The organism is Microbacterium sp. SLBN-111 (assembly GCF_049739645.1).
Lineage (GTDB): Bacteria > Actinomycetota > Actinomycetes > Actinomycetales > Microbacteriaceae > Microbacterium.
The window spans coordinates 1,453,032-1,479,882 of record NZ_JBMGQH010000001.1 but is presented as its reverse complement, the minus strand read 5'-3'; the positions used below and the strand labels follow the sequence as shown (position 1 = coordinate 1,479,882).

At 70.9% G+C, this 26,851-nt stretch carries 26 protein-coding genes and 1 pseudogene; 3 read left to right on the top strand and 24 right to left on the bottom strand.

Annotation, left to right across the window (positions count from 1 at the left end; translation table 11 throughout):
• Nucleotides 1-9: 9 nt before the first annotated feature.
• The 4 genes from RKD05_RS06940 to RKD05_RS06925 form a co-directional block, all read right to left on the bottom strand.
• Nucleotides 10-1,461 carry an amino acid permease gene (locus RKD05_RS06940; RefSeq protein WP_051038656.1) on the bottom strand — a complete coding sequence of 484 codons (1,452 nt, stop codon included), beginning with the start codon at nt 1,459-1,461 and terminating at the stop codon, nt 10-12.
• A gap of 146 nt (nt 1,462-1,607) precedes the next feature.
• Nucleotides 1,608-2,606, bottom strand: a complete 999-nt coding sequence (gene corA / locus RKD05_RS06935; protein WP_424708947.1) for a magnesium/cobalt transporter CorA — start codon at nt 2,604-2,606, stop codon at nt 1,608-1,610.
• A gap of 72 nt (nt 2,607-2,678) precedes the next feature.
• Complete coding sequence (locus RKD05_RS06930; protein ID WP_424708945.1) at nt 2,679-3,548, bottom strand: EamA family transporter; 870 nt, start codon at nt 3,546-3,548, stop codon at nt 2,679-2,681.
• A gap of 31 nt (nt 3,549-3,579) precedes the next feature.
• Complete coding sequence (locus RKD05_RS06925) at nt 3,580-4,848, bottom strand: serine hydrolase domain-containing protein (RefSeq protein WP_424711785.1); 1,269 nt, start codon at nt 4,846-4,848, stop codon at nt 3,580-3,582.
• 183 nt (nt 4,849-5,031) lie between these two features.
• Here RKD05_RS06925 and RKD05_RS06920 point away from each other — a divergent pair, with 183 nt between their 5' ends.
• A complete protein-coding gene (locus RKD05_RS06920) occupies nt 5,032-5,685 on the top strand; it encodes a heme oxygenase (biliverdin-producing) (protein ID WP_424708944.1) in 654 nt (217 codons plus the stop codon).
• A gap of 9 nt (nt 5,686-5,694) precedes the next feature.
• Here RKD05_RS06920 and RKD05_RS06915 read toward each other — a convergent pair whose 3' ends face one another.
• Together RKD05_RS06915 and RKD05_RS06910 are read right to left on the bottom strand one after the other, a co-directional pair.
• Entirely contained in the window at nt 5,695-7,068 is a 1,374-nt protein-coding gene (locus RKD05_RS06915; protein ID WP_022878185.1) for an ATP-dependent DNA helicase, read from the bottom strand.
• Nucleotides 7,069-7,072: 4 nt separating this feature from the next.
• A complete protein-coding gene (locus RKD05_RS06910; RefSeq protein ID WP_424708942.1) occupies nt 7,073-7,543 on the bottom strand; it encodes a MerR family transcriptional regulator in 471 nt (156 codons plus the stop codon).
• A 51-nt stretch (nt 7,544-7,594) separates the two neighbouring features.
• On the opposite strand from RKD05_RS06910, the gene RKD05_RS06905 reads away from it, so the two are divergent.
• A complete protein-coding gene (locus tag RKD05_RS06905) occupies nt 7,595-8,440 on the top strand; it encodes an NAD(P)/FAD-dependent oxidoreductase (RefSeq protein ID WP_424708941.1) in 846 nt (281 codons plus the stop codon).
• On the opposite strand, the gene RKD05_RS06900 is transcribed toward RKD05_RS06905, so the two are convergent.
• From RKD05_RS06900 to RKD05_RS06885, 4 genes and pseudogenes are all read right to left on the bottom strand, one after another.
• The gene (locus tag RKD05_RS06900; RefSeq protein WP_424711783.1) at nt 8,425-10,005 is read right to left on the bottom strand and encodes a chitinase; all 1,581 of its coding nucleotides are present in this window, start codon (nt 10,003-10,005) and stop codon (nt 8,425-8,427) included. The two genes, RKD05_RS06905 and RKD05_RS06900, sit on opposite strands and share 16 nt — an antisense overlap.
• The gene (locus RKD05_RS06895) at nt 10,002-10,862 is read right to left on the bottom strand and encodes a glycosyltransferase family 2 protein (protein WP_424711781.1); all 861 of its coding nucleotides are present in this window, start codon (nt 10,860-10,862) and stop codon (nt 10,002-10,004) included. Before RKD05_RS06895 ends, RKD05_RS06900 begins: the two co-directional genes overlap by 4 nt.
• A 76-nt stretch (nt 10,863-10,938) precedes the next feature.
• Nucleotides 10,939-11,340: pseudogene (locus RKD05_RS06890) on the bottom strand (glycosyltransferase family 2 protein); the annotation flags it as partial.
• A gap of 1,207 nt (nt 11,341-12,547) precedes the next feature.
• Nucleotides 12,548-13,672, bottom strand: coding sequence for a serine hydrolase domain-containing protein (locus RKD05_RS06885; RefSeq protein WP_424708939.1), 1,125 nt, complete (start codon nt 13,670-13,672; stop codon nt 12,548-12,550).
• A 106-nt stretch (nt 13,673-13,778) separates the two neighbouring features.
• On the opposite strand from RKD05_RS06885, the gene RKD05_RS06880 reads away from it, so the two are divergent.
• The gene (locus tag RKD05_RS06880) at nt 13,779-14,861 is read left to right on the top strand and encodes a hypothetical protein (RefSeq protein WP_424708938.1); all 1,083 of its coding nucleotides are present in this window, start codon (nt 13,779-13,781) and stop codon (nt 14,859-14,861) included.
• Nucleotides 14,862-14,894: 33 nt separating this feature from the next.
• On the opposite strand, the gene RKD05_RS06875 is transcribed toward RKD05_RS06880, so the two are convergent.
• The 14 genes from RKD05_RS06875 to RKD05_RS06810 form a co-directional block, all read right to left on the bottom strand.
• A complete protein-coding gene (locus tag RKD05_RS06875) occupies nt 14,895-16,892 on the bottom strand; it encodes a cytochrome c oxidase assembly protein (protein WP_424708937.1) in 1,998 nt (665 codons plus the stop codon).
• Between the two features lie 95 nt (nt 16,893-16,987).
• Nucleotides 16,988-17,275, bottom strand: a complete 288-nt coding sequence (locus RKD05_RS06870) for an HU family DNA-binding protein (RefSeq protein WP_022878194.1) — start codon at nt 17,273-17,275, stop codon at nt 16,988-16,990.
• A gap of 206 nt (nt 17,276-17,481) precedes the next feature.
• Nucleotides 17,482-17,838, bottom strand: a complete 357-nt coding sequence (locus RKD05_RS06865; protein ID WP_424708936.1) for a hypothetical protein — start codon at nt 17,836-17,838, stop codon at nt 17,482-17,484.
• A 916-nt stretch (nt 17,839-18,754) separates the two neighbouring features.
• Entirely contained in the window at nt 18,755-19,060 is a 306-nt protein-coding gene (gene rpsN / locus RKD05_RS06860; protein WP_022878196.1) for a 30S ribosomal protein S14, read from the bottom strand.
• Nucleotides 19,061-19,064: 4 nt separating this feature from the next.
• A complete protein-coding gene (gene rpmG, locus RKD05_RS06855) occupies nt 19,065-19,235 on the bottom strand; it encodes a 50S ribosomal protein L33 (RefSeq protein ID WP_022878197.1) in 171 nt (56 codons plus the stop codon).
• Nucleotides 19,235-19,471 (bottom strand): 50S ribosomal protein L28, encoded by a 237-nt coding sequence (gene rpmB, locus RKD05_RS06850; RefSeq protein ID WP_013584774.1) that lies wholly within the window; start codon nt 19,469-19,471, stop codon nt 19,235-19,237. The genes rpmG and rpmB overlap by 1 nt, the downstream gene beginning before the upstream one ends.
• Nucleotides 19,472-19,766: 295 nt before the next feature.
• Nucleotides 19,767-20,435 (bottom strand): DNA-3-methyladenine glycosylase, encoded by a 669-nt coding sequence (locus tag RKD05_RS06845; RefSeq protein ID WP_424708934.1) that lies wholly within the window; start codon nt 20,433-20,435, stop codon nt 19,767-19,769.
• Entirely contained in the window at nt 20,432-21,838 is a 1,407-nt protein-coding gene (locus RKD05_RS06840; protein WP_424708932.1) for a hypothetical protein, read from the bottom strand. Before RKD05_RS06840 ends, RKD05_RS06845 begins: the two co-directional genes overlap by 4 nt.
• Entirely contained in the window at nt 21,828-22,685 is an 858-nt protein-coding gene (locus RKD05_RS06835) for a TIGR03943 family putative permease subunit (RefSeq protein WP_424708931.1), read from the bottom strand. The genes RKD05_RS06840 and RKD05_RS06835 overlap by 11 nt, the downstream gene beginning before the upstream one ends.
• Entirely contained in the window at nt 22,678-23,712 is a 1,035-nt protein-coding gene (locus tag RKD05_RS06830) for a permease (protein ID WP_424708930.1), read from the bottom strand. Before RKD05_RS06830 ends, RKD05_RS06835 begins: the two co-directional genes overlap by 8 nt.
• A complete protein-coding gene (locus tag RKD05_RS06825; RefSeq protein ID WP_424708929.1) occupies nt 23,693-24,106 on the bottom strand; it encodes a Fur family transcriptional regulator in 414 nt (137 codons plus the stop codon). The genes RKD05_RS06830 and RKD05_RS06825 overlap by 20 nt, the downstream gene beginning before the upstream one ends.
• Nucleotides 24,107-24,148: 42 nt before the next feature.
• Complete coding sequence (locus tag RKD05_RS06820; protein WP_424708927.1) at nt 24,149-25,009, bottom strand: metal ABC transporter permease; 861 nt, start codon at nt 25,007-25,009, stop codon at nt 24,149-24,151.
• The gene (locus tag RKD05_RS06815; protein WP_424708925.1) at nt 25,006-25,818 is read right to left on the bottom strand and encodes a metal ABC transporter ATP-binding protein; all 813 of its coding nucleotides are present in this window, start codon (nt 25,816-25,818) and stop codon (nt 25,006-25,008) included. Before RKD05_RS06815 ends, RKD05_RS06820 begins: the two co-directional genes overlap by 4 nt.
• A complete protein-coding gene (locus RKD05_RS06810; protein WP_424708923.1) occupies nt 25,815-26,795 on the bottom strand; it encodes a metal ABC transporter solute-binding protein, Zn/Mn family in 981 nt (326 codons plus the stop codon). Before RKD05_RS06810 ends, RKD05_RS06815 begins: the two co-directional genes overlap by 4 nt.
• Between the last annotated feature and the right edge of the window lie 56 nt (nt 26,796-26,851).

Here is a 26,851-nt window from a genome sequence, read left to right as displayed (position 1 = left end):
CAGCCGCGCCTACTCCTTCGAGAACGGGCTCGGCACCACCGGGACCGTGCCGGTGTAACCGTCGCGCTCCTCGGCGAGTTCGGCGATGCGCTTGCGGCGCGCGAACCACCCGATCGCGATGAGGATGCTCGCGACCAGCGCCACGAGCGCGGTCGCGGGCGAGTCGACGAACACGAGCACGAGCACCACGAGCAGGAACGCCAGCGTCAGGTACCCGGTGTACGGCGCCCAGAAGAGGCGGAACGACGGGCGCACGAGCTCACCGCGGTCGGCGAGCTTCTTCAGGCGCATCTGGCACAGCATGATCGTCGCCCACGTCACCAGGATGCCGACGGCCGCCACGTTCAGCACCGTCTCGAACGCGTCGCTGGGCGCCACGAAGTTGATGACGACTCCGAACAGCGCGACGAACGCCGTGATCGCGATGCCGCCGTACGGCACGCCCGCCTTGTTCATGCGCGCGGCGAACTTCGGCGCCGACCCGGCGACCGCCATCGCGCGCAGGATGCGGCCGGTGGAGTACAGCCCCGCGTTCAGCGACGACAGCGCCGCCGTGAGCACGACGAGGTTCATGATGACGTCGACGCCGGGCACCCCGATCGACGCGAAGAACGTGACGAACGGGCTCTCGTCCTTGGAGTAGGCGGTGAACGGCAGCAGCAGCGAGAGCAGCAGCACCGACCCGACGTAGAACACGGCGACGCGGATGATGACCGAGTTGATCGCGCGCGGCATGACCTTCTCGGGGTTCTTCGTCTCACCGGCGGCCGTGCCGATCAGCTCGATCGAGGCGTACGCGAACACGACGCCCTGCATGAGGATGATCGCGGGCAGGATGCCGTTGGGGAAGAAGCCGCCGTTGTCGGCGATGAGCGAGAACCCGACGGGTGCCCCGGTGGGCGTGCCGAAGATCACGAAGTAGATGCCCACGAGCAGGAACGCCACGAGCGCCGTGACCTTGATGAGCGCGAACCAGAACTCCAGCTCGCCGAAGACCTTGACCGACACGAGGTTCACCGCGAGCACCGTGACGAGGGCGGCGAGCGCCCACACCCACTGCGGAACGGCGCCGATCCACGGCACGTACTTGCCGAAGAAGTTCATGTACAGCGCGGCCGCGGTGATGTCGACCATCGTCGTGGTCGCCCAGTTGATCCAGTAGAACCAGCCCGAGACGAACGCCGCCTTCTCCCCGAAGAACTCGCGCGCGTACGAGACGAACGAGCCGGAGGTCGGCCGGTGCAGCACCAGCTCACCGAGCGCCCGCAGAATGAAGAACGCGAACAGGCCGCACACCGCGTACGAGAGCACGATCGCCGGGCCCGCCTGGGCGAGACGGCCGCCCGCCCCGAGGAAGAGGCCCGTGCCGATGGCACCACCGATCGCGATCATCTGGACTTGCCGCGAACTCAATCGCTTGTGGTACCCCTCGTCCTCGAGGTGCACGGACGCGGTCGTGATCGGCTCGGCGGGAGTCCCGGCGCCGGCGCCATCGCCGGGGACGGAACCCGAGCCGGAGCCCGAAGGAGTGGTGTCAGTCACCTCTACATCATCGGCATCCGGCCCTCTGCGCCCGTGAAGCGCGCCGGAGAGCCGGTCGCTGCGCCTCACAGCCAGTGCTTGCGCTTGAACGTGACCCAGAGCCCGAACGACGTCGCGGCCATGAGCGCGAGCGCCATCGGGTACCCGAACGTCCAATCGAGCTCGGGCATGTTCTTGAAGTTCATGCCGTAGATCGCGCCGATCAGCGACGGCCCGAACAGGATCGCCGCCCAGCCCGAGATCTTCTTCACCTGCTCGTTCTGCTCCAGCGAGGTCTCGGTCTGCCGCTGCGTGACGAGCGTGGCGTTGACGGTGAGCGCGTTGTCGAGGATCGCGCGGAGGGAGCCGAGCTTGTCGCACTGCCGCAGCACGTGGTCGAGCACGTCGCGGAGCGACCGCTGCAGCTCGATGTCGACCCCGTACTTCTCGGCGCCGCGGAGGAGAGCCTCCAGCATGTCGCGCAGCGGCTCGGTGGCCCGCTGGAAGTGGATGACCTCGCGCGCGAGTTCGTAGATGCGCTGCGTCAGCTCGACGTCGCCCGTGCCGAAGAGGGCGTCCTCGATCTCGTCGACGTCGTTCTGCAGCCCCGCCGCGACCGGGTCGTACTGGTCGACCACCTCGTCGAGGATCGCGTACAGCACCGCCTCGGGTCCGCGGGCGAGCAGTTCGGGCTGCCCCTCGAGCCGGCGGCGCACCTGCGCGAGGTCCGGCACCTCCGCGTGGCGGACCGTGACGACGTAGTCCGACCCGACGAAGACATGCAGCTCACCGAAGTGCACGGTCTCGGTCGCATCGTCGTAGCGCGCGGGCCGCAGCACGGCGAAGAGGTTGCCGCCGTAGCGCTCGAGCTTGGAGCGCTGGTGTCCGGCGAGCGCATCCTCGACGGCGAGCGGGTGCAGCGAGAATTCCTTCGCGACGCGTTCGAGTTCCGCGGGCGAGGGCCGCAGGAGCCCGATCCACGCCATGCCGCCGTGGGCCTCCATGTACTCGAAGGTCTGGTCGAGGCTCGACGGGTTCTCGATCCGGTGACCGTCCACGTACACGGCGCTGTCGATGATGGGCATGCGTCCGTTCTACCCCTCGAAGATAAACAGCGGATGCCGCTGGCGCGGGGCGCCGGGGCGTGGCATCCGGTGTCAGACGACCGGTTCGCTCGCCGGTCGCCGCCCCGCCGCCGTCACCGCACCGATGCTCGCCGCGATGACGAGGCCGATTCCGGCGATCTCGAGCCACGAGAGGTGCTGCCCGAGCAGCAGGAACCCCGCGAGCGACGCCGTCGCCGGACCGAGGCTCATCATGATCGCGAACGCCGACGCCGGCAGCCGGCGCAGCGCGATGAGCTCGAGGGCGTACGGGATCGTCGACGACAGCACGGCCACCGCGGCCCCGAGCGCGAGGACGTCGGGCCGCAGCAGCGCACCCTGTGCCTGCGCGATACCGAACGGCAGCGCGATCACGGCACCCACGCTCATCGCGAGCGCGAGGCCGTCGAGGCGCGGGAACTCCCGCCCGACCCGGGCCGACGCGAGGATGTACAGCGCCCAGCTGGCCGCCGCACCGAGCGCGAAGACGACCCCGAGCGCGTCGAGGCGGTCCCACCCGCCGGCGCCGAGCGCGACCACACCCGCGAGCGCGAGACCGGCCCACAGCCACCGCGCGATCCCCGTTGCGGTGAGGATCGACAGCGTCAGCGGCCCGAGCACCTCGATCGTCACGGTGACGCCCAAAGGCAGGCGGTTCAGCGCCAGGTAGAACAGCCCGTTCATGGACGCCAGCACCACACCGAACCACACCACCGAGCGACACGCGCCCGCGCTGTGCCCGCGCAGCCGGGGCCGCGCGATCGCGAGGAGGAGCAGCGCCGAGAAGACCAGGCGCAGCATCACGATGCCGAGCGGCCCGGTTCGCGGGAAGAGCAGGACGGCGAACGAGGCACCGACCTCTTGGCACGCGAGTCCGACCAGCACCAGGGCCGCGGCGGTCCCGCGACCGGTGCGCGCGGTCACGGCGCGACCGCGCGACGGGTCACGCGCGAGATCACTGGGCGGCGGGCGGGCAGATGGCGATCGTGTTGAGGTTGTCGCGCATCTGCTGCGCGGTCCACGGCAGACCGGCCTCGGGGGTGGTGCGGCCGTTCGCGGCGGGCGCCTTGGAGGCGATCGCGGCCAGCTCCCACGCGAGCCACGCGCCCGCCATCTCGTTGGCGCCGGAGTTGTTGAGGACGACGGCGACCGACATCCCGGTGGAGGGGTCGGCGAACGCGCCGACGATGTAGCCGGGCGCAGAGCCGAACTGCCCGATCAGCGATCCGGCCTGGTAGGCGCCGCCCGCGGCGGTGAACCAGGTCGGGGCGTCCGCGCTCACGGGGACGGGGTTCGCGAAGCGGTCGTTGCCGTCGGGCAGCAGTGCGCCCGTCGCCAGGGCCTGCGCGTACCGACCGAGATCCGCGATGTCGGTGACGGCGCCGGATGCGCCGGCGCCGAAGCTCGCCGACGTCACCGTGTAGTTTCCGGGATCGGTGCAGTTCCAGGCGTCGCCGTTCTTCTGCGACCAGTACCCGTTGAGGGCGTTGTCCGAGGGTGCGGCGGCGGTCGGCCCGGGCAGCGACGTCCCGCTCAAGCCGAGCGGTCCGGCCACGCGCTGCGCGAGGACGTCGGACAGGGTCTCGCCCGTCGCGCGCTCGATGGCCAAGCCGGCGAGGAGGTAGTTCGTGTCGGACCCGGCGTAGGCCGCACCCGGCGCGTTACGGCGCGGACTGGCGATGCCGTACGCCATGAGCTCGCGGCCGTTCCACGCGCGATCGGGCTTGCTCAGCACCTGGTTCTGGAGGATGTCGCCGTACGTGCCCAGACCGGACGTCCCGTCGCACAGCTGGCGCAGCGTGATGTCGTCGAAGCCGGGCAGCCCGCTGACCCACTTCGTGATCGGGTCGTCGAGCGACCACGTCTTGTCGGCCGCGAGTTCGTAGACGACGTCACACGTCATCGAGCGCGTCACGTCCGCCGCGCGGAAGCCCATGTCGGTGGTGACCTCCGCGCCGCCCGGACCCTGCGTGCCGAGGCCCGCGACCCACGTGCCGCTCCACGGCGCCCACACGCCCACGATCGCGCCGGTCGAACCGGTGATCGCCATCGCCGAGGTCACGGCATCCTGCAACTGGGTGACCGTGTCGCCCGGAAGCTCCGCCTGCACCTGGTCGGGAACCTTGATGGATGCCGTCGACTCGGGCGTGCACCCGGACAGGGTGAGGGCGATGATGCTGGCTCCCGCGACCACCACGGCCGCAGATCGGCGCCAACCCCGCATGTCCACCCCACGATTCCGCGCGCGACGAAGCGGCGCTCGAAGAATTCAAACACACGCTGAACAATCGGGGCGTCCGCTTCCACCCCGGCGGAGTCACGTCTGCATCACGGTTGACCGGGGATTCGCCGTACAAGATGCGTCATAGGAGTTAGGTTCACCTAACCCGTTGCGTATGATGTCCGCATGAACGCCGTCGCTTCGTTCTCCGCCGCCCTGCGGGAGCGGTCGAGCGCGGCCCACACGTCGTCCGAATGCACCGACTTCATGGTCGACCTCATCACGGGTACCGGTACGCGCGACGACTACATCGCGCACGTCGTGCAGCACTGGTTCATCTACGAGGCCCTGGAGGCCGGTACCGCTCTCCTGCGCGACCACCCCGTCGTGTCGGTGTTCCTCAGCGACAAGCTGACGCGCCTCCCCGCGATCGCGGCCGACCTCGAGTTCCTGATCGGTCCCGACTGGCGCGAGCGGATCGCCCCGCTCCCCACGACCCAGGCGTACGTGTCGCGCATCCGCCACCTGGCATCCCAGTGGCCGGGCGGCTTCGTCGCGCACCACTACACGCGCTACCTCGGCGACCTGTCGGGCGGCCCGTCGATCGGCCGGGTGCTGCAGCGCCGGTTCGGCTTCGAGACGAACGGGATCGGCCTCTACCTCTTCGCCGACATCGCCGATCCGTCGGCGTTCAAGCGCGTCTACCGGGAGCAGCTGGATGCCGCGCCCTGGGACGACGACGAGAAGGCCCGCGTCATCGACGAAGTGCTCGTCGCGTACCGGTTCACCACCGAGCTCTGCGCCGATCTGGCCCGCGCGAAGGCGGCGCGGGTCGCCTGAGGACGCGCCTCAGGCCTGCGCGGCCTGCTGCCGACCGAGCCACGCCTGCTTCATGAAGCGCCGGACGTCCTCGTCGACGCGGATGTCGCTGGGGCGGAGGGGCCGCGAGAGGTACAGACCGTCGAGCGAGGTCAGCCGGCTCAGCGCGACGTAGGTCTGGCCCGGCGCGAAGGCGCCGGCGCCGAGGTCGACGACCGCGCGGTCGTACGTCTTGCCCTGCGACTTGTGGATCGTCACGGCCCACGCCAGGCGCAGCGGGAACTGCGTGAACTCGGCGACGATCTCGCGCGAGAGGTTCTTCGTGCCGGGGTCGTACGCGTAGCGATAGCGCTCCCACACGGCCGGCTCGACGTCGTGCTCGGTGCCGTCGACCTCGACGCGCACGCTGTCGCCCGCGATGCGGGTGACCGTGCCGATCGTGCCGTTGACCCACCGCGGCCCCTCGCCGAACTGGGCGGAGTCGTTGCGGAGGAACATCACCTGCGCGCCGATCTTGAGCGTGAGCGCGAGCTCGGCGGGGTAGTTCGCCTCGCCGCGGCCGAAGTCGCCCGAGATCTCGGCGTTCGCGGTCTGCGTGCGGCCGACCAGCTCGTCGAGGTGTCGGCGGTTGATCTCGTTCACGCGGTCGTTGCGGGTCGCGAGCGTGATGATCGGGTGCTCGCCGTCGGCGGGGTGCGGTGGGGTGCGAGCCCCGGCGGCGTTGAGGATCCCGGCCATCTCCGCGGTGACGCGCCCGTACCGCACCGCGTTGAGCAGCGTCTTGAAGCCCGGGTCGGACTGCCGGTGGATCTCGACGAGCTCGTTGACGTGCAGGTCGGCGCCGTGCCGCCCGATGTCGATGAGCCCGTCGCCCGACGTCTCGCCCGACCACACCTTCGCGTCGAAGAACCAGAACGAGCGGTAGTGGTCGCGGATGTACCGCGCCTCATCACCGCGCGGGGGCACCGGCGCGAGCTGGTACGGGTCGCCGAACATGACGATCTGGGTGCCGCCGAACGGCTCGGCGCGGCGGCCGCGGGCCTGACGGAGCGAGCGGTCGATGGCATCCATCAGGTCGGCGTTCACCATCGAGATCTCGTCGATGACGAGCGTGTCGATCGCGTTGAGGAGCTTGCGGGTCGCGTCGTTCTGGTCGATCTCGCCATTGGCGATGAGCCCGATCGGCAGGCGGAACAGCGAATGGATCGTCTGCCCCTCGACGTTGAGCGCCGCGACGCCCGTGGGGGCGCACACGGCGATCTGCTTCTTCGTGTTCCACGCCAGGTGCTGCAGCAGCGTCGACTTGCCCGTGCCCGCGCGGCCCGTGACGAACACGTGCTCGCGCGTGTCCTCGATCAGCCGGAACAGCGCCTGCTGCTCGGCCGAGAGGGGTGGCGTGGTCACCGGTTCATGGTAGTTCGCGCGGGATGCGGCCGTCGGGACGCGCGGGAACGGGCGGTTCGGTGTGAGTGACGAGCCACCGGGCCTGGCCTGTGAGGACGTCCTCGACGTGGCTGCGGAAGCGGGGGCACTCGGTGATGTCGTGCGCGCGGCAGCGCAGCGCGTGCTCGGTCATCGCGCGGGCCTGAGCGATGTCGGCGGCGCGGCGGTCGAGCTCGGCCACGTGCTCCTCGAGCACGCGGTGCCGGTCGGGGGCGTCCTCGTCGAGGAGCACGCGGATCTGGTCGAGCGACATGCCCGCCGCCTTGTTGCGGAGGATCACCGCGATGCGCACGAGATCCGCGTCACCGAAGCGGCGCCGCCCCGCCGGGTTCCGCGCGGGGCGGAGGAGACCCTCGTCCTCCCAATGCCGTAGGACGTGCGTCTCGAGCCCGAACCGGGCCGCCGCGTCGCCGATCGTCTCGCCGTTTGACTTCATGTCGACATGAAGTCACACGATGGTTGCGAACGCAAACGGAAGGAGCCCGTCATGTACGAGGCCATCATCATCGGCGGCGGTCCCGCGGGCCTACAGTCCGCCCTCACCCTCGGGCGCATGCACCGACGCGTGCTGCTGCTGGACTCCGGCGAGTACCGCAACGCGACGGTCGAGCACGCGCACAATCTGCTCGGCAACGACGGCGTCGCACCGGCCGACCTGCGCCGCCGCGGTCGCGCCGAGCTCGCCGCGTACGCGACGGTCGAGATCCGGGATGCCACGGTCTCCGGGGTCGCCGCGGACACCGACGGCGTGCGGGTGGAGGTCGACGGCGAGACGCTCCGCGCGGAGCACCTCGTCCTGGCCACGGGCCTCGCCGACGACCTGCCGCCGATCCCCGGACTCGCGGAGCACTGGGGGAACCGCGTCGCCAACTGCCCGTTCTGCCACGGCCACGAGTTCGCCGGCCGACCGGTCGCGATCCTCAACGCCTCCCCGCACGCGGCCATGCTGCGCGGAATGCTCGAGCCCGTGGCATCCGAGGTCCTGGTGATCGACCCCGCGCGCGTGGCGGCCGTCGAAGAGGTGGAGGACGGGCTGCGGCTTGTTCTCGACGACGCGTCCACGGTCGACGTGGCCGGGGTGTTCGTCGCCCCGGCGCCGCGTCAGCGCGCACCGTTCGCCGCCGACCTCGGCCTCACGTTCCAGGAATCGGGGGCCGTGCGCATCGACCCGTACGGGCGCACCGGCGTCGAGCGCGTGTTCGCGGCCGGCGACATGGCGCACCCCGACCACTTCCCCGGCCCCATGGCGACGCTCGCGGTGGCGATCGCGAGCGGGCAGCTCGCGGCGGTGGCGATCGTGCAGAGCCTCGCGGCGACTCAGCAGCCGGCCTGACCCCCGATCACGCGGTCGGCGGGGAGTGGCATCCACGCCGACGTCCCCGGATCGATGGATGCCGCGGCGGGGCTGTCGCCCTGCGTCCACCATCGCGCCTGGAACGCCGTGCCGTCGAGCTCGACGCATTTTCCCGCGGTGTAGACGTCGGTGCCGTTCCACGTCGGGAGGAGACCCGCGGGGAGCGTCGGCTGCGGCTGCGGGGTCTCGCCGGCGAGCACGGGCCCGACGATCGTCCACGGGGAGTCGCTCGCGGCCACCGTGGGGTCGTCGGGCTCGGCTCCGCGCGTCCACCACTTCGCGCGGTACACCGTGCCGTGCCAGACCACCTTCGTCCCCGCGAGGTAGGTGCTCCCGGAAACCCACACCGGGTAGGGGCTGCGGGCCGGATCGTCCGTCGGCGCCGGCGGGAGGGGAGTCGGCGCCGCGGGGACGGCCTCGACGGATGCCGTGAAGCCCGCGCCGAGCGTCGCCGCGAAGGTGGCCTCCCCCTGGTCGACCCCGCTGCAGGCGTCCGAGACGAGCCGCACGTCGGCGTAGTTCTCGCCGCACGTGCGGTCGCGGTTGAGCGACCACATCGACACCCGACCGAGGTGCTGCGCGAGCGCGAACGCGTTCAGCTGCCGCGCGTCGTCCAGCCCGAACACCTCCTGCTCCACGTCGTTCTGGCCGATCATCGGCGTCGCGCCGACCTTCGCCCACGCCGTCGCGTCGGCGATCGGGGTGTCGGCGTGGGCGTACGCGTCGACCAGCTGGTCGTGCACGGCCGTGAGCGCGTTCTCGGCGACGACGGCCGTGCTCCGCCCGCCCAAGTCGGTGCCGTAGTCCATCGTCATGGCGTTCACGCCCGCGAGGTCGACCCCCGCGTCGAGCATCTGCGCCACGGCGGCGCGACCGTCGTCGGTGAGGCCGCGTTCGGACACCGGGAGGGTGAGCCACACGGCCAGCGGGTGCCCGCTCGCCGCGCGCTCCCGCTGCAGGTCGGCCACGGCGAGCGCCCGCCGGAGCCCCGCGACACGGTCGGCGAGGTCGTCGTTCTCGATGTCGAGATCGATGCGGCCAACCGCGTAGCGGTCGACGACGTCGGCGTAGGCCTGCCGAAGGGCGTCGACGTCCGCACAGGCCGATGCCAGTTCCGTGTTCGCCGCCCCGCCGAAGGAGACGACGACGTCTCCGCCGCGCTGTCGGAGCCGGGCGATGCGCCGATCGAGGTCGAGGTCGTCGGCAGCGGCATCCAGGGAGTACGCCGCTCCCCACGACGGCGCGCAGTCGTCGGCGGCGGCGGCGACCACGAAGGCCAGCACGACATCGCGCGTCTCGTCGTGGCGTGGGGTCTCGAAGTCGTACGCCGGGGTCGCGGTGACGTCGACGTAGCCCGCGAACCACGGCGCGGGGACCTCCGCGCGCGCCTCATCGGTGGCGCTGAAGAACCGGTAGCCCACGACACCGCCGGCCACGACGACCGCGACGATGGCGAGACCCGCGAGCACCCGCCACGGCGAGAGCCGCTTGCCGTCGTGCGGTCCCGGGGCGGGCGGGGAGACATAGCTGACGCGGGAGTTCATCGGATGCCGGAATCGATCGGGCTCGGGAGCGTGGAGGTCTCCGCCTCGAGGCGGGGTGGAGTCGTCCGCGCGGTGGCCCGATCGCCGACCGCGGGATAGCCGTGGTACAGCGCCGCCTCCCAGTCGAAGTCCTCTCCCGTCGCGGTCGTTCCGGCCGCGCCCGCCGCGACCGGCACCCACATCCAGTTCGTCAACCCGAGCCAGACGTCGACGATCGAATTGCGCACCCCGATGTTCTCGACGATGGCCCAGGCCGCGCAGATCGAGTTGAACCCGGCGAACGCGGCCGTGCCCCAGTTCTGCGCGGATGCGTTCCACCACGCGGTGACCACCGAGAAGACGAGGATCGCCCACGGACTCACGACGTACAGGAGCTGCGTCGCCGTGCGATCGCGCACCTTCGGCGTGCGGGCGAACGGGATCTTCCGCCCGGTGAGCGCCTGCTCGACCGACTTCAGCACGCCGGCGAGGTTCACCGGCAGCAGGATGAGGTTGAAGCCGTAGATGCGGAAGATGTCCCTCCGCCGATAGCCGGTGGTGCGCAGATCGCTCGCCTGCGAGAGGAAGTACGGCAAGGCGGCGAGCACCACGAGCGGGCTGAGCAGGGCGCTGTCGAAGGGGAACGCGAGCAGGAACACGAGCCCCACGCTCGCCCACGCGAGCGACGCCATGTAGTTCACGCGCAGCAGCCATTCGGCGAGCCGCACGGGCGTCTCGGTGCGGCGCCGCGCCCGCACCTGGGCGAGGAACTTGGGGAGGATGAGCAGCCCGCCGTTCGCCCACCGGCGTCGCTGCACGACGAGCGAGCCGAAGTCCGGCGGCGTCGCGCTGTAGCTCAGGCGCTCGGGGTAGTTCACGAGCGTCCACCCGCGCTGGGGTCAGGTCGATGCTGGACTCGGTGTCCTCGATGACCGTGCGGTCCTGCACGTAGCGGCGCACCTCGAACCCCGACGTGGACTCGATCTCGAGGATGTCGTCGAGGGCCTCCATCCGGATGACGGCGTTGGCCCCCACCCAGAAGGTGGCGCCGTGGGCGGTCATGCCCTGGTGGAGGATGTGCTGGAGGTCAGTGGTCGCACCCGCCAGGCGTTCGATGCGGGTCGGGGCACCGCGGAACGACGAGTACGGCGTCTGCGTGACCGCGACGCGCTCGTTGCCGGGCTGTTCGAGGAAGTGCACGAGCCGCAGGCAGTAGTCGCGCAGCAGCAGGGAATCCGCGTCGAGCGTGAGCAGATATTCGGCGTTGGGGACGACGAGATCCGCCTCGGCGGCACCCGAGACGAGCCGGAGGTGGACACCCTGCGGGGTCCGTTCCGCGCGGTAGCGCCCGCCCATGAGCCCGATGTAGGCGTTCAGGTTCATCGCCTTGTTGGGTTCGTGCGACAGGGACGCGTACGCCTTGCGTTCGAAGACCGCCATGTCCGCGGTGAAGATGCGGACGAGCCGGCGGTGGAGCCCGAGGAGACGCTCCGGTTCCGGTGTCCGCTCGGCGATCAGCGCGGCATCCAGGGCCCGAGCGGTGAGTTCGAGGTCGTCGGCCAGCCCGCGGATCACCTGGTCGATGAAGAACGTGTCGACGTGATCCTCGTGCGGCTCGGTGTCCGCCATGTCGCGCAGCCACCGCACGGCTTCGACGTAGGCGGCGTGCACGCGCCGGACCGCGTCCTGGCCCACACGCCCGGTCGTCAGCAACTCGTGCTCGAACGTGAGCAGCGACTCGAAGAACAGCGATCGCGGGCCTTCGAGATCTGCATGGATGCCGGCGGCCAGGGCCCGGGTGGCGGCCAGGCGAGCGCGGTCGGCGGGATCGGACGGGGAGGGCGGATCGTCGAGGAGGAGGACGACCCGCAGGTCCGGATACTCCTGCAGGGCCGCCGACCACAGCGTCTTGCGGATGACCGACGGCTCTTCCGCGTAGGACGGAACGAGGACGGTGAGGCCGTCGCCGTGTCCGCTGAGGAAGTGCTGATCCAGTTCCGCGCGGGCCGCGCGGCGGTGACGACGGAACCGACCGAGCGCTCCCTCGCGCGCGACCAGGTACATGAGGGCGGACAGCGTGAGGAATGTGACGACGGCGGCATATATCCATGCCTCGACCGTGAGGAGGTAGTCGTCCGGCCCGTACACCCGGAGCTGTCGCACGATGGTCGTGAGGATGTAGGCCGCCCACGCGACGACGGTGACGATGATCGCGACGCGCGCCCACACGAGGGTCGCCGCGGACGGCGGCGTGTGGACGGTCGGCAGCGGAACGCGCGTGCGCTCGGATCCCCACTGGCGTCGGCGAGCATGTGGGAGCGCTCCCACGCGCTGACGCGACCGTCGGTGTGTGCGAGACATGATTCCCCCCGGGAGCGCCGCATTCGGGTACGGCGTCGGATGCGGTCCGAGGTGCCCCCACCCCACCGCTCCTGCTGGACGCAGGCCGTACCCACACTGCACCTGACGGCGCCCGCACGGGACCGTCGCGGGCTCTCGCGCGGAAGAACTGCGCCATTCTTGCGCCGATCTTGCGCTCGCCTTGCGCTTTCGGCGCGGCTTCTCAGACGCGCGTGCTCCCGAGGATCACGCGGGCGAGGCGTGACAGCTCGATCGCACGCGCGTCGACGCCGCCGGGGACCGTCATCCGCGTCGGGATGTAACCGAACGCCAGGTCGTGCGCCGGGTCGGCGAAGGCGATCGCGCCGCCGGCGCCGTCGTGCCCGAAGGCGCGGAAGCTCGCGAACGGCATGTCGAGGTGCGGCTTCATGAAGGCGATCCCGAAGCACATCGGGATGTCGAGCACCATGTCGCGCCCGCGCACCTGCACCTGCGCCATCTCCGCGAACGTCTCGGGCGGCGCGATCGGCTCACCGACGTTGCCGAGCGTCGCCGCGTACAGCCGCGCGAGACCACGGGCGGACCCGACACCGCCCGCCGCCGCCGTCCCGCGACGCCGGACCGCGGGCGAATGCGGCCCGAAGTCGGCGAGCAGAACGTCACCCGGACGACCCAGCGGGCCGAACGACGCGGCGAAGAGGTTGTCGCGCGGGCCGGGATCCCCCATCTCGGTGAGCAGCGGCGGCCGCGGGTCGACGTAGCGGGCGGCCTGATCGTCGGGCAGACCGAGGAAGAAGTCGATGTCGCGAGGAGCGCGGATCCGCGACTCGAAGACGTCCTGCAGCTCCGCCCCCGCGATGCGGCGCACGAGCTCCTCCATCAGGATGCCGATCGTGATCCCGTGGTAGCCGAAGGTGGCCCCGGGTCGCCACAGCGGACGCTGGCGCGCGAGACGATCGGCGCCCGCGCGGGAGTCGATGGCATCCTCCGGACGGATGCCGTCATCCGTCGCCGGAAGCCCCGCCTGGTGCGACAGGAGCTGGCGGACCGTGACCTCGCCCTTCCCCGCCGCGGCGAACTCGGGCCAGTAGTGCGCGACGGCACGGTCGAGCTCGAGCGCCCCCTCACCGAGGAGCAGCGCGATGACGGTCGCGGCGACGCCCTTGCTCACAGAGTAGACGCCGGTGATGGCATCCGCTCCCGGTCCGCACGTCAGATCGACGACGACCTCGTCGCCGACGATCATGCACAGCTGCGCGCCCCAGTCCGGGTCGGCCGCGGACCACTCCGCGAAACGCTCGCGGACGGGCTCGAGATCGGGGCGGACCCGACCCTGGACAGAACTCACGGCATCCTCCTCGATAGCCCCCGCCGCCCCCATGGCCGACATCTCGAAACCCTATCGGGCGCGACGTATTCCGTTCGCGCGCGGGTGGCTTTCTTAGACTGAGACCGTGAACAGCGCGGCGGGGGCACCGACGGCATCCGAGGATGTCGCCGTCGCGCGCCCCCGGCGCCTCGCGCGCGACCTGACCATCCTGGCGATCGTGGGCGTCCTGCTCCTCGCGGCGCTCGGCGCCGGTGCGGCCGCCGCCTACCGCGAGCTGTACAGCCCGCGCGCGTTCGTCCTGCACTACCTCGAGCTGCTGCAGGACCGTCGCGCGGCCGAAGCCCTCGCGGTTCCCGGCGTCGCGGTCGACTCCGCCGAACTCGAGAGCGCGGGCCTGCCGACCTCGGCATCCGATGCCCTCCTCCGTCCGGACGCGCTGCAGACCATCACCGACGCGCGCGTCATCGACGAGGTCGCGGACGGCGACGTCACCCGCGTGACCGTGGCCTACCGCGCGGGCGCCTACGACGGGAAGACGACGTTCGCCGTTCGCCAGGACGGCTGGATCGGCGTCGTGCCGCACTGGCGCTTCGATGTCAGCCCGCTCGCGGTCGTCGCGCTCACCGTGGGCGGCTCGATGCAGTTCTCGGTCAACGGCTTCGAGATCGACAAGCGGCAGGTGTCGATGGACGGAGTGGATGCCGACCCCTCGGCGCCCGTCCCCCTGCTGGTGTTCTCCCCGGGGCTGTACTCCGTCGCCGTGGACACCCCGATGTCGACGACGCCGGGCGTCGCGATCCTCGCCGACTCGCCGCTGACCGACGTGCCCGTCGAGGTGCAGGCGCAGCCCACGGAGCAGTTCGTATCCGTCGTGCAGCAGCGCGTGTCCGACTTCCTCACCGCGTGCGCGCAGCAGAAGGTGCTGCAGCCCACCGGCTGCCCCTTCGGCTTCACCGTGCGCAACCGCATCGACGACGCCCCCACGTGGTCGATCGTCGAGCAGCCCACGGTCTCCGTCGTGCCGGACGGCGCGGGGTGGCGCATCCCGTCCACCCGCGCGGTGGCGCACATCGAGGTCGACATCCGCTCGATCTTCGACGGGTCGGTCCGCACGGTGGAGGAGGACGTCCCCTTCACCGTCAACGGCGAGATCTCGGTGCAGCCCGACGGCTCGGCATCCATCTCCATCGGCGGCAGCCTCGACTGAGCCGGGTGCCGCACCGGGAGCGGGCGGTCGGGCTCAGCGGCCCTTCGCGGCCTCGCGCTCGGCGGCGCGGGCATCGCGCTCGGCCAGCCGCTGCAGCTCGGCGTTGTAGGCGTCGAGCTCGACGTCGCCCACCCGGTCGACGTGGCGGTCGCGGCGGCGCTGCTGCCGCTCGTCGCTGCGGCTCCACTGGATCGCGACGGTGACGGCGAGGATCAGCGTCGGGATCTCGCCGACGCTCCACGCGACACCGCCACCGGTGTACTGGTCCTGCAGCGGGGTGGCGCCCCACGTGCGGCCCATCGATCCGAACCATTCGGCAGCCATGAGGCCGGAGTTCATCATGATCGCGATGCCGAAGAACGCGTGCATCGCCATGACGGCGATGAGGATCAGCAGCCGCCCGGGGTAAGGCAGGCGGAACGGCACCGGGTCGATCCCGATGAGGCTCAGGACGAACAGGTACCCCGTGATGAGGAAGTGCGCGACCATCCAGATGTGACCGACGTGGTCGTACAGCGACCAGCGGAACAGGTCGGTGTAGTAGAACGCCCAGAGCGACACGATGAACAGGCCGGCCGCGACGAACGGGTTCGTGAGGACCTTCGCGACCGGGTTGTGCACGGCCCACAGGATCCACTCGCGCCCGCCGCGCGAGCCGTCGTCGCGCTTGCGGATCGCGCGCGCCGCGAGCGTGACGGGAGCACCCGCCACCAGCATGAGCGGGATCGCCATCGACAGCAGCATGTGCTCGATCATGTGCACGCTGAACAGGTAGTCCTGGTACACGTTCAGCGGACCCGAGGTGACCCAGAACACCGCCAGCATGCCCAGCGACCACAGCACCGTGCGGTGGATCGGCCACGCGTCGCCGCGCCGGCGGAGGCGCCACACGCCCGCGAGGTAGAAGAACAGCCCGAAGCCCGCGACGAACGCCCACAGCAGGTCGATGTCCCACGCCGTGAACCAGCGGTCGATCGTGAACTCGGGCGGGACCGGCGCCCCGGTGAGCACCTCGGCGGGCGAGGTCCCGATGAGCGGGAGATCGGCGGCGGGCGGGGGCGTGCGGGCGAGGGCGACCGCGATGCCGCTCGCGACGCCCATGAACACCAGCTCGAGCAGCACGACGCCCCAGAACCGGCGCGACCCCTCGGCATCCCCCATGCGGCCGATGAGGCGCCGGCGGTACCAGGCGCCGAGGACCCCCATCGCGACGAGCGCGGTGACCTTGACGAGCACCAGGATGCCGTACGGCGACAGGAGGTTCTGCCACCCGACCAGGCCGATCGAGGCACGCACCGTGCCCGAGATCGCCACGACGACGAAGGCCGCCAGCGCGATCGAGGAGTACCGCAGCATCGTGGTCTGCAGCTGCGCGCGGGTCATCGCCGGGCGCACGACCACGAGGAGGATGAGGCCGCCGAGCCAGACGGCCGCGGCGAGGATGTGCAGCACGAGCGAGGTGACCGCGGCGGTGTGGCTCGCCTCGGTGCCCGCGTGGCCCTGCGTCCCCATCGGGATGAGGGCGGCGAGCGCGAGGATCGCGACGAGGAGCGTCGGCAGCCACGAGCGCACGGCGAACGTGAGCACCGTGAGCACGGCACCCGCGATCGTGGTGATGAGCCAGGCCGGACCGATCTCGGTCTCGACGAGGAACCGCCCCAGCTGCTGCCCGAAGAGCGGGTCGAGGGTCGGGGTGGCGTTGATGACGTTGAGGAACGTCAGGAATCCGGTGGTCGCCGACGCGACGGTGAACACGGCCGCGCCGATGGATGCCGTGTCCAGCGCGATCTCGAACGGTCGCTCCCCCGCCGGCAGCGCGAACAGCGCCAGGACGAGCGAGCCGACCATGGCCGCGGCCGAGAGGTTGACCACGAGCGTCGAGATCGGGAGACCCCAGCGGACGAACGGACCGGGGTCGGCGAGGAGCGACGGTGCGGCACCGCCGCCGTAGGCGAGACCCGCGACGACGCAGATCACCGAGACCACGACGAGGATGACGGGTCCGGCCACGCGCAGGGCTCGGGGATTCACCCCCCAAGCCTACGTCGTGCCCCACCACGCGCGGCCGGGAAGACAAGAGGGGGGATGCCGACTGGCATCCCCCCTCTCGACAGGTCCCTGTCGTCTTACTTGACGGCGGCCTTCAGCTTCGAGCCGGCGGTGACCTTGACGCGCTTGCCCGCGGGGATCGAGATCTCCTCGCCCGTCTGGGGGTTGCGGCCGGTGCGGGCCGACGTGGCGACCTGCTCGAACGCGATCCAGCCGGGGATCGAGACCTTGCTGCCCTTGGCGACCGCCTCGGAGACGGTGGAGAAGAGGGAGTCGAGCACGCTCGACACGGCGGACTGGCTCTGTCCGGTCGCGCTGGCGATGCTCGCGACGAGCTCGGTCTTGGTGATGGACTTGTCGGCCATGTGGTTTGTCCTCCAGGCGACTGTGGTGTCGCCTCTCGTTACATCGGACGAGGAGGGATTCTCCTCGGTGGTCGGGAGACCGCCTCGACAGTATCAACCGAACCGCGGAATTACGCGGATTTTGACGGATTTCGCCCTCGGAAGGGCGGCGTGTCGCGAGTCGGATGGGGCGCGTGGGGTCTGTGGGGCGCGCGAGAGGACCCTCGTCACCCCTTCGCGCGGGATCGGAGCCGATGAACGCCGAGCGCCGCGGCCACCGCCAGGGCCGCCACCCCCCACGGCACGAGGGTGCCGACGTCGGGGGTGCCGCTCGCGGCGAGCTGAGGCGCAGCCGTCGGAGTGGACGTGGGTGTCGGCGTGGGCGTGGTCACGACCGGCGCGGCCGAGTCGGTCGGCGACGGGGACGGCGAGGCGTCGCCGGCCTTCTGCACCGTGAGTTTCGTACTGACCCACACCTCTTGCGTGAAGACGAACACCTGATACGTACCGGGCCGGATGTCGGGAACCTGCCACGACGTGAACAGGTCGCCCGTCGAGCCCGTCGTTCCCAGGCAGGCGTTCACGTTCGGGTCCGCCTTCACCAGAACGCAGAGTTCCTGGAACGGGGCCGAAGCCGCCGGCGAGGACCGTGATCTGTTCGCCGACGGCGGCGGCGTCGGGGGTCAGGTCGACGTGCGCCCCATCGTTCCCCGGAGAAGAGTCGTCGGACGGGAGGACGAAGAGGTTCAGCGTCGCGGTCTGATCGCCCACCCGCACCTGAACCGGATGCTGCCCCGGGCTGAGGTCAGGCACGGCGAAAGGGAGCGTGAACGTACCGTCACCGGCGCTCTTGCCGACGAGCGTCGGATCGGGGCTCGCCGACGTCGTCACCAGGACGTCCGAGTCGGTGGGGAAGCCGAGTCCGATCAGCTGCAGGTTCTGCCCCACGGTTCCCGCGGGCGGCTCGAACCACACGGCGCCGTCGGAGTCGCCCGGAGGTGGCGTGGTACCGGGATCGGATGCCACGACGGTATACCACGCGATCCACTCGATGCCCCCCACCCAGAGGATCACGCCATACTTCCCCGGCTGTTCATCCGGGATCGTGAAGGGCACGAGGAAACCACCCTCGCTGTTCGTGTGGCCCACGGCGACGGGTTCCTCATCCGGGGAGGTCGCCAACTGGACCGTGACGAAGGGGTCGAAACCCGTACCGATGAGACTCAGTTCCTGTCCCGCGACCCCTTGGGCGGGCAGGAAGAAGGCGTTCGGTCCGTCGACCGCACCCGCGGCCCCGCTCACGCCGAACACGGCCGCGAGACCGATCCCGACTCCCCACGCGACGATTCGCCGCACCGTCTTCCGCACGCCTGCTCCTCTGCAACCGGGAAGGTCGGTGCCCCGCCGCCTTCGCGGGAATACTAGCGAAAGGAATGGCCGGGAAACGACGAAGGGCGGGAGCCCCTCTCGGGCCCCCGCCCTTCGCGGTGGTGCGGGTGCTTACCAGGACGACTTGGTCACGCCGGGCAGCTCGCCACGGTGCGCCATGTCGCGGAAGCGGACGCGCGAGACGCCGAACTTCGTCAGCACGCCACGGGGGCGGCCGTCGATGACGTCGCGGCTGCGCACGCGGGCGGGCGACGCGTTGCGGGGCAGCTTCTGCAGGCCCACGCGGGCGGCCTCGCGGGCCTCGTCGGTCGCGTTGGGGTCGACCAGGGTCTTCTTCAGCTCGGCGCGCTTCGCGGCGTAGCGCTCGACGACGACCTTGCGCTGCTCGTTGCGCGCGATCTTGCTCTTCTTAGCCATGTGCTTAGCGCTCCTCTCGGAAGTCGACGTGCTTGCGGACCACGGGGTCGTACTTCTTGAGCACGATGCGGTCGGGGTTGTTGCGGCGGTTCTTGCGCGTCACGTAGGTGTAGCCCGTGCCGGCGGTCGAACGCAGCTTGATGATCGGACGGATGTCCTGAGCCTTCTTCGCCATTACAGCTTCACGCCCTTCGCCTGCAGGTCACGGACGACAGCCTCGATACCGCGCGCGTCGATGACCTTGATGCCCTTCGCCGAGACGTTGAGCTTGATGTTGCGACCCAGCGACGGAACGAAGTAGGTCTTCTTCTGCACGTTCGGGTCGAAGCGGCGCTTCGTCCGGCGGTGCGAGTGCGAGATGTTGTGACCGAAGCCGGGAACCGCTCCAGTCACCTGGCACACTGCTGCCATGGTGATGTCTCCTTCTGTACCGTGACACCGGACGGTGCCACCCAAGATCCCTTGTCTGCACCCCGTTCCGGGCGCAGCACGAGGCCGGGATCGGAAGAAGGGGTACGTACTGCGTGCTGGAGTGCGCGCAGACAAGCGATCAGTCTAGCACGGACGGCGTGTCGCCTTGACGGCCGCCGCCTCCGCCGGTTGGCACACGCTCAGCGATTCGCGCAAACTCAATCGGATCGGCCCGGATGCCACTGAGGTTGCGCGAATCACTGAGGTTGCGCCGAAGGGGAACCCGGGTCCGATCTCAACGCGCCGCCTCCGCCGCACCCCGCCCCCACCGGAACGCGGACACGGTGGGGGCGCCGTCGATCCAGAACCGCCACGGGAAGGCATCCGTCCCCGCGATCCCGGCCACGCCCACGCGCGGACCGGTCGTCGCCGCCGTCGGCTCGTCGGGCAGGTGCAACCGCGCCCGGGCGCCCGCGCGCTCGGCGCCGGTGACCGCGTCGATCCCGTCGTGGAACGGATGCCGGAGGCCCACGGCATCCCCCAGTCGTCCGGGACCGCGCGCGAGGTCGCGTGCCGCACGGACGACGCCCCCGCGCTCCCGCCGCCGGCGCTCGGCCACGTCGGCGCCCTCGATCACCTCGCCGCCGCGCAGCAGCACACCGCCGGCGACGCCGTCCGGACCGCACACGACGTTGACGCATGAATGGATGCCATGGCTCAGGTACACGTAGAGGTGACCGGGTTCTCCCCACATGGTGGCGTTGCGTGCGGTCGGGCCGCTGCGCGCGTGCGAGCCCGGGTCGGGGCGATCGCCCGTGCCGAGCCCGTGGTACGCCTCGACCTCGGTGAGGCGCAGGACCACGCGCTCCCCCGCGACCACGGTCTCGAGGTGCGCGCCGAGGAGCAGGGGCGCGACCTCGACGGGCAGAGCGGAGAGGTCGTCGCGCGTCGCGGGTCGCGTCATCCGGGCGGCACCTGGCACCACGACAGGTCGAAGCCCTGCAGCGCGGACAGCTCCTGACCGGTGTCGATCTCGACGAGATGCGTCTGGAGGCGCCCCGGGAGCGGCAGCTGGTATCGGTCGAACGGGTTGTCGACCGCCTGCGGCGCGACGAGCACCGCCGCGTAGCGCCCGCTCGGCGAGACGCACGTCTGCAACACGGTGTCGGTTCCGGGGACCTTCAGCAGCGGACGCACCGTGCCGTCCGGGTCGACGTGGCCGATCGTCGTGGATCGGTAGGCGCCGTCCGATCCGATGTCGGCGAACGAACGGAGCGTGCCGGTGCCCGTTCCCGGCACGGGCGTCGCACGTCCCGGCATCCCGGGCGGGTCGACCGGGCTTTCGAGGGGCTGCTCGGAGCCGTCCGTGAGGTTGATTTCGCGGATCCCCTCGAGCCGCTCGACGATCGCGATCGACGAGCCGCGCGCGATGCCGTCGATGGACTGGGCGGTGCCGAGCGGCGCAGCGTTGCCGCCCTGCGCGTCGGTCAGCAGCAGCCGGAAGTCGAACGTCAGCACGAGCATGCTGTCGGTGTCGGGCACGAACCGCCAGTCGGCGACGCGCACGTCCCCGCCGTTGAGGCCGACCTCGACGGGCGGCGCCTCGTCGGCGGCGGACGCCGTGAAGAGCTTGCTCTCGCGTCCGCCGGTCGTGCCGAGAGTGGCATCCGAGAAGGTGAATCCGATGCGCTCACCGCGGTCCGCGGACTGCAGGTTCGACACGAAACCCGGACCCGGCAGCGGGATGTCGCGCGGGTTCTTGCCGTCGAGGTCGGTGATGACGACGCGCGCGCGGTCGTCCTCGCGCACCGAGATCACGAGGTGGTTCGCGGTCGCGCGGAAGTCCTCGATGTGCGGGTGGGTGAACACCGGCAGCCCCGCGTCGCCGTGGAGGTCGGTGTGGAAGATCGTGTCGCCGGAGGACGTGCCGCGCTGCAACAGGAACGCCTGCAGCGGCGGAGTGCGGAAGGTCTCGGTCAACGTCGACGCGGGCCCGGCGCCGAGCCCGCGGACGTCGTGCACGGTCACGCTGTAGTCGGAGTCGTCGCGTAGCGGGAGGGTGAAGCGGATGCCGACGCTCCGCCCCGACGTGTCGACCGTGAACGGTGTCGCCGGCTGCACCTCGACCTGCGAGGGGTCGATCTTCGCGAGGGACTGCGTCGTGGTGAGGATGACGCGGGCACCGGATGCCGCGACCGCGGCGCTCGGGTCGACCTGCACGTCCGTGACCCGGGGGCCCTGCGCGACCGCGACGACGCCGCCGACACCGCCGACCAGGACGAGCGCCGCGACCACGGCCCCGAAGGCGAGGAGATACCCGCGACCGCGGCGCCGACGGGCGCGGACGCGGCGGGAGTCAGTACTCATACGGATCCGTCGGCTGGTCGATGGTCGCGACCTGGTCGGCGCGCACCTCGAGCGCACCGTCCCCGCTCGAGCGGACCGTTCCGGTCACGGTGACCCACTGCCCGGTCGCCGGCGCGGAGACGTTCGCGCTGATCGGCAACCGCGCCGTCTGCGCGTCGATGACGCAGTGCGTGATGACCAGGCGCGTGAGGTCGAAGGTCGCGCCGTCCTGCCCGGGCGTGATGAACCCGGTGAGCGTGACCGGCTTGCCGTCGAACGTCTCGGGGTTGGTGGCGTGCGCGAACACCGCGGACCAGTCGCCGATGCCGAACTTCGAGGTGTCGCCGGAGGCCGCGAGCGTGATCACGTCGGCGCCGACGAACAGCGGCGGGGCGCCGACGTCGCGCGAGACGGCGAGCTCGGCCGACAGCGCCGCGGGCGGGGTCAGCAGCACGGCGACCACCGCGCCCGAGGCGATGAGCCCGCCGCTGAACGCGGCGATGCCGGCCGGCGTCAGGCGCGGGCGCGCGGCGAGATGCTCGTGGGCGTCGTGATCGTGGGCGTCGGACGCGTCGGTGTGGGCGTGGTCGGCGTGCGCGAAGGCCTCGCGACGGGCCGGCGCGGGTGCCGGGGCGTGCCCGTGCTCGTGGTCGTGACCGTGATCGGCCTCGGCGCCGAGCGGCAGCGCGAACGTCGCGATGGCGCCGACGAGGGCGACCACCGCCATCCCGATGGCGAACCACGCCGAGTCGGGGTTGACGTACAGCGCGAGGCGGCCGGTGAGCCACAGCGCGATCGTCGTGACCGCGAGGCACGCGGCGAGGCCGACGCCGAGCCACCGCGTGGCCAGGGCACCCGTTCTAGACAAGGAGGTTCACCACCGTTCCGAGCGCGAAGGCCGACAGCACGACCACGATCGTCAGCCCCACGAGCACGCGCGTGGTGAAGGTCGTTCGCAGCAGCGCGTACATCTTCAGGTCGACGACCGGACCGACGACGAGGAACGCCACGATCGAGCCCGGCGTGAAGGTCGAGGCGAAGGACAGCGCGAAGAAGGCGTCGACGTTGGAGCACAGGGACACGACGACGGCGAGCACCATCATCGCCGCGATCGACAGTGCGGGGTCGGAGCCGATCGCCAGCAGTGCGCTCCGCGGGATCAGCACCTGCACGGCCCCCGCGATGAGCGAGCCGATGATGAGCGCCGGCATGACCGACCGCAGCTCGACGACGAACTGTGCGAGCGAGCGGCGCCCGCGTCCGCCGCGCTCCTGCACCACGATCTCGCACGTCTCGAGGAAGCGTTCGGTGAGGAGCTTGTCGGGATCCGGATGCCGGCTGTACAGCCAGCCGATGAGGTTGGCGATGAGGAAGCCCCCGACGAGGCGACCCACCAGGATGCCGTCGCTCAGTCCGAACGCGGCGTTCGTGCTGATGATGACGATGGGGTTCACGATCGGCGCGGCGACGAGGAACGTCAGGGTGTCCGACACCGCGAAACCGCGCATGAGCAGACCGCGCGCGAACGGCACGTTGCCGCACTCGCACACCGGGATGAGCATGCCGAGGAGCGACAGCACCGCCCGGCGCGCCCACGGGGCGCGTGGCATCCATCGCTCGATCGCCCCGGGCGGCACCCACACCTGCACGATGATCGACAGCAGCACGCCGAGGACGACGAACGGTAGCGACTCGATCAGCACGCTGAGCGCGAGGGTCAGGCCGTCCTGCGCGCGGGTGGGGAGGGGCGCCGCGAAGAACGTGGGCGCGAACGCGTCGATGAGGAACAGCGCGACGACGACGAGGACACCCACGCCGAGGCCGGCGAGGGTACGCGTGACGCCGGAACGCGGTGGGGCCGACGCGACGGTGCGACTAGTCGTCGCCACGCTCACGAGCGCGCGCCCGCGCGCAGTCGTCGCAGATGCCGAAGATGTCGACGACGTGCTCGGCCTGCGAGAAACCGTGCTGCGCGGCGGTGCGCTGCGCCCACTCCTCGACGGCGTCGGCCTCGATCTCGACGGCGACGCCGCACGAACGGCAGATCAGGTGGTGGTGGTGGCCGCGGGTCTCGCAGGCGCGGAACAGGTTCTCGCCCTCGGGGCTCTGCAGCGAATCGGCGTCGCCCTGGGCCGCGAGACCCGCGAGCGCACGGTACACGGTCGCCAGTCCGATGCCGGTGTTCTCGTCGCGCAGGGTCGCGTGCAGCGCCTGCGCGCTGACGAAGCCGCCGGCACCGGCGAGAGCTTCGCGCACGCGTTCGCGTTGCCACGTGTTGCGCTGGACCATGCGGGCGATTCTACCGAGACGAGTGGTGAATCGGCTGGGCGGCTACAGCGCGCGGGTCGTCCGGTCGCGGCGCGCGCCGACGAAGCGGCAGACGAGGTAGATCACGAACGAGATCGTGGTGATGTAGGGGCTCACCGGCAGCGTCCCGGCGACGGCCAGGAGCACGCCGCCCACCGCCGACACGAAGCCGAACAGCGCCGCGAGCAGCGGCACCGACAGCGGACCGGATGCCACCCGCATCGCCGCCGCGGCCGGGGTGACGAGCAGCGCCATCACGAGCAGCGCGCCGATGATGTGCACCGCGACGGCCACGATGAGCCCGAGCAGCAGCATGAAGCCCAGCGACACCGCGGTCGTGGGGACGCCGCGCGCCGCGGCGGACTGCGGGTCGAGGGAGTCGAAGCGCAAGGGGCGCCAGATCATCAGCAGCCCCATGAGCACGATGAGGCCGATCACCACGAGCCAGCCGAGCTGCCCGCTCTGCACCGACACGATCTGCCCCGTCAGCAGGCTGAACCGGGTGGCGCTGCGCCCGTTGTAGAGGGACAGGCACAGGATGCCGACACCCAGACCGAACGGCATGAGCACGCCGATGATCGAGTTGCGATCGCGGGCGCGCGCCCCGAGCAGCCCGATGATCGCGGCCGCGATGAGCGACCCGACGATGGACCCCGAGACGACGTCGGCCCCGATGAGCAGCGCGACCGCGGCGCCCGCGAACGACAGCTCGCTGATGCCGTGCACCGCGAACGCCATGTCGCGCTGCATCACGAACACGCCGATGAGTCCGCCCACGAGCCCGAGCACGGCGCCCGCGTAGACGGAGTTCTGCACGAGGTCGAGGATCGCGCCGTACTGGCTCACGCCGCCGAAGAGCGCATCGCCCACGTCCGCCCAGTTCATGCGTCGTCCTCGTCGTGGTGGTGGTGGCTCTCGTCGGCGTCGGGCGCACCGACGACGACCAGGCGCCCGCCCGCACGGGTCACGAACACCGGAGCGCCGTACAGGCCGCTCAGCGTCTCGGACGTGAGCACCTCGTCGGGGGTTCCGAGCGTGAAGCGGCCGTGCGCGATGTAGAGGATCCGGTTCACGTGCGCGAGCACCGGGTTGATGTCGTGCGTGACGAGCAGCACGGCGGCGTCCCGCTCGCGGCGGTGCCGGTCGATGAGCCGCACGACCGCCTGCTGGTTCGCGAGGTCGAGGCTCGTCAGCGGCTCGTCGCACAGCAGCAGCCGGGGGTCGTCGGCGAGCGCCTGCCCCACCCGGAGCCGCTGCTGCTCCCCGCCGGAGAGCAGCCCGACCGGGCGGTCGGCGAACGCGGTCGCGCCGACCTCCGCGAGCAGCCCGTCGATGCGGGCGCGGTCCTTGCGGCGCGAGAACGGCAGCCCGAACCGGTGTCCGTCGACGCCGAGCCCGACGATATCGCGCCCGCGCAGCGGGGTCTCGCGGGGCAGCGGCCGCTGCTGCGGCACGTAGCCGATGCGGCGGTTGCCGGCGCGCCGCACCGGGGCGCCGAGCGCCTCGATCGTGCCGTCGCTCAGCCGCTCGAGACCGAGGATCGCCCGCAGCAGCGTCGTCTTGCCCGACCCGCTCGGGCCCAGCACCGCGACGAGCTCGCCGGGCTCGACCTCGAGGTCGAGCCCGGACCACAGCTCGCGTCCGCCGCGTTCGAGTGCGGCTCCGCGGATGCGCAGGGGTGCGGCGTCGGTCACGCCGCCAGCGCGTTCGACAGCGCGGTGATGTTGCTCTGCATCCACGAGAGGTAAGTCTGGCCCTCGGGGAGCGTCTCGGTGAACTCGAGCACCGGAATGTTCTTCGCCTTGGCCTCGTCGGTGACCTGCGTGGTCTCGGCGCCGGCGGTCTGCGGGTTCACGATCATGACCTTGATCTGGCCCGAGTCGAGCAGCTGCAGCGACTCCAGCAGGGTCGCGGGCGGCACGTCCTGGCCCTCCTCCACGGACTCGCTGAACTCGTTCGGCGTCGCGTTCACCAGGCCGGCGGCCTCGATGAGGTATACGGGCACGGGCTCGGTCACGAACACCTTCGCGCCGGCATCCTTCGCCTCGATCTGCCCGAGCGAGTCCTTGAGGCCCGCGACCTTCTGCACGAACGCGTCGGCGTTGGCGCTGAAGTCGGCCGCGTGGTCGGGGGCGAGCTTCCCGAGGTGCTCGGCGATGGCCTTCGCGAGGTCGTCGACCGTGTCCGGGTCGTACCAGACGTGCTCGTTGAAGCCCTCGACGTGTTCGTGGCCGTGGTCGGTGTCGTCCGCGCTGGGCGACGCGCTCGCGTCGTCGTGCGACTCGGCGCCCGGGTAGTCGTGGTTGTACTCGACCGCCGTCAGTACGTCGGCGGATGTGCCGCTCGCGTCGATGAGCGACTCCATGAAGCCGTCGTACCCGGCGCCGTTCTCGATCACGAGCTGGGCGCCCTTCAGCGTGAGCTGGTCCTGCGCGCTCGCCTCGTACTCGTGGGGGTCCTGCGTCGGCGACGTGATGATCGACGTCACGTCCACGACGTCCCCACCGACGGCTTCCGCGATCGAGCCGTACACGTCAGTGGATGCCACGACCGTGACCTTTCCGTCGGCGTCGGTCGAGCCGCTGGCTGCGGGCGTGCCGCCGGCGCAACCGGCGAGGGCGAGCACGGAGGCCGCGCCGAGAACGAGGGGGGCGAGAAGGCGTCGGGTCATGGCATCCACTGTAAACGGTAGTGATAACCGTTCTCAAATCGGCGGCGCCACCCGCA

What these genes read in the sequence shown, in the direction of transcription:
- corA (WP_424708947.1), bottom strand. Translation starts at nt 2,606, where the DNA reads ATGCCCATCATCGACAGCGCCGTGTACGTGGACGGTCACCGGATCGAG.
- RKD05_RS06925 (WP_424711785.1), bottom strand. Translation starts at nt 4,848, where the DNA reads ATGCGGGGTTGGCGCCGATCTGCGGCCGTGGTGGTCGCGGGAGCCAGC.
- RKD05_RS06920 (WP_424708944.1), top strand. Translation starts at nt 5,032, where the DNA reads ATGAACGCCGTCGCTTCGTTCTCCGCCGCCCTGCGGGAGCGGTCGAGC.
- RKD05_RS06910 (WP_424708942.1), bottom strand. Translation starts at nt 7,543, where the DNA reads ATGAAGTCAAACGGCGAGACGATCGGCGACGCGGCGGCCCGGTTCGGG.
- RKD05_RS06905 (WP_424708941.1), top strand. Translation starts at nt 7,595, where the DNA reads ATGTACGAGGCCATCATCATCGGCGGCGGTCCCGCGGGCCTACAGTCC.
- RKD05_RS06900 (WP_424711783.1), bottom strand. Translation starts at nt 10,005, where the DNA reads ATGAACTCCCGCGTCAGCTATGTCTCCCCGCCCGCCCCGGGACCGCAC.
- RKD05_RS06870 (WP_022878194.1), bottom strand. Translation starts at nt 17,275, where the DNA reads ATGGCCGACAAGTCCATCACCAAGACCGAGCTCGTCGCGAGCATCGCC.
- rpsN (WP_022878196.1), bottom strand. Translation starts at nt 19,060, where the DNA reads ATGGCTAAGAAGAGCAAGATCGCGCGCAACGAGCAGCGCAAGGTCGTC.
- rpmG (WP_022878197.1), bottom strand. Translation starts at nt 19,235, where the DNA reads ATGGCGAAGAAGGCTCAGGACATCCGTCCGATCATCAAGCTGCGTTCG.
- rpmB (WP_013584774.1), bottom strand. Translation starts at nt 19,471, where the DNA reads ATGGCAGCAGTGTGCCAGGTGACTGGAGCGGTTCCCGGCTTCGGTCAC.
- RKD05_RS06845 (WP_424708934.1), bottom strand. Translation starts at nt 20,435, where the DNA reads ATGACGCGACCCGCGACGCGCGACGACCTCTCCGCTCTGCCCGTCGAG.
- RKD05_RS06840 (WP_424708932.1), bottom strand. Translation starts at nt 21,838, where the DNA reads ATGAGTACTGACTCCCGCCGCGTCCGCGCCCGTCGGCGCCGCGGTCGC.
- RKD05_RS06825 (WP_424708929.1), bottom strand. Translation starts at nt 24,106, where the DNA reads ATGGTCCAGCGCAACACGTGGCAACGCGAACGCGTGCGCGAAGCTCTC.
- RKD05_RS06820 (WP_424708927.1), bottom strand. Translation starts at nt 25,009, where the DNA reads ATGAACTGGGCGGACGTGGGCGATGCGCTCTTCGGCGGCGTGAGCCAG.
- RKD05_RS06810 (WP_424708923.1), bottom strand. Translation starts at nt 26,795, where the DNA reads ATGACCCGACGCCTTCTCGCCCCCCTCGTTCTCGGCGCGGCCTCCGTG.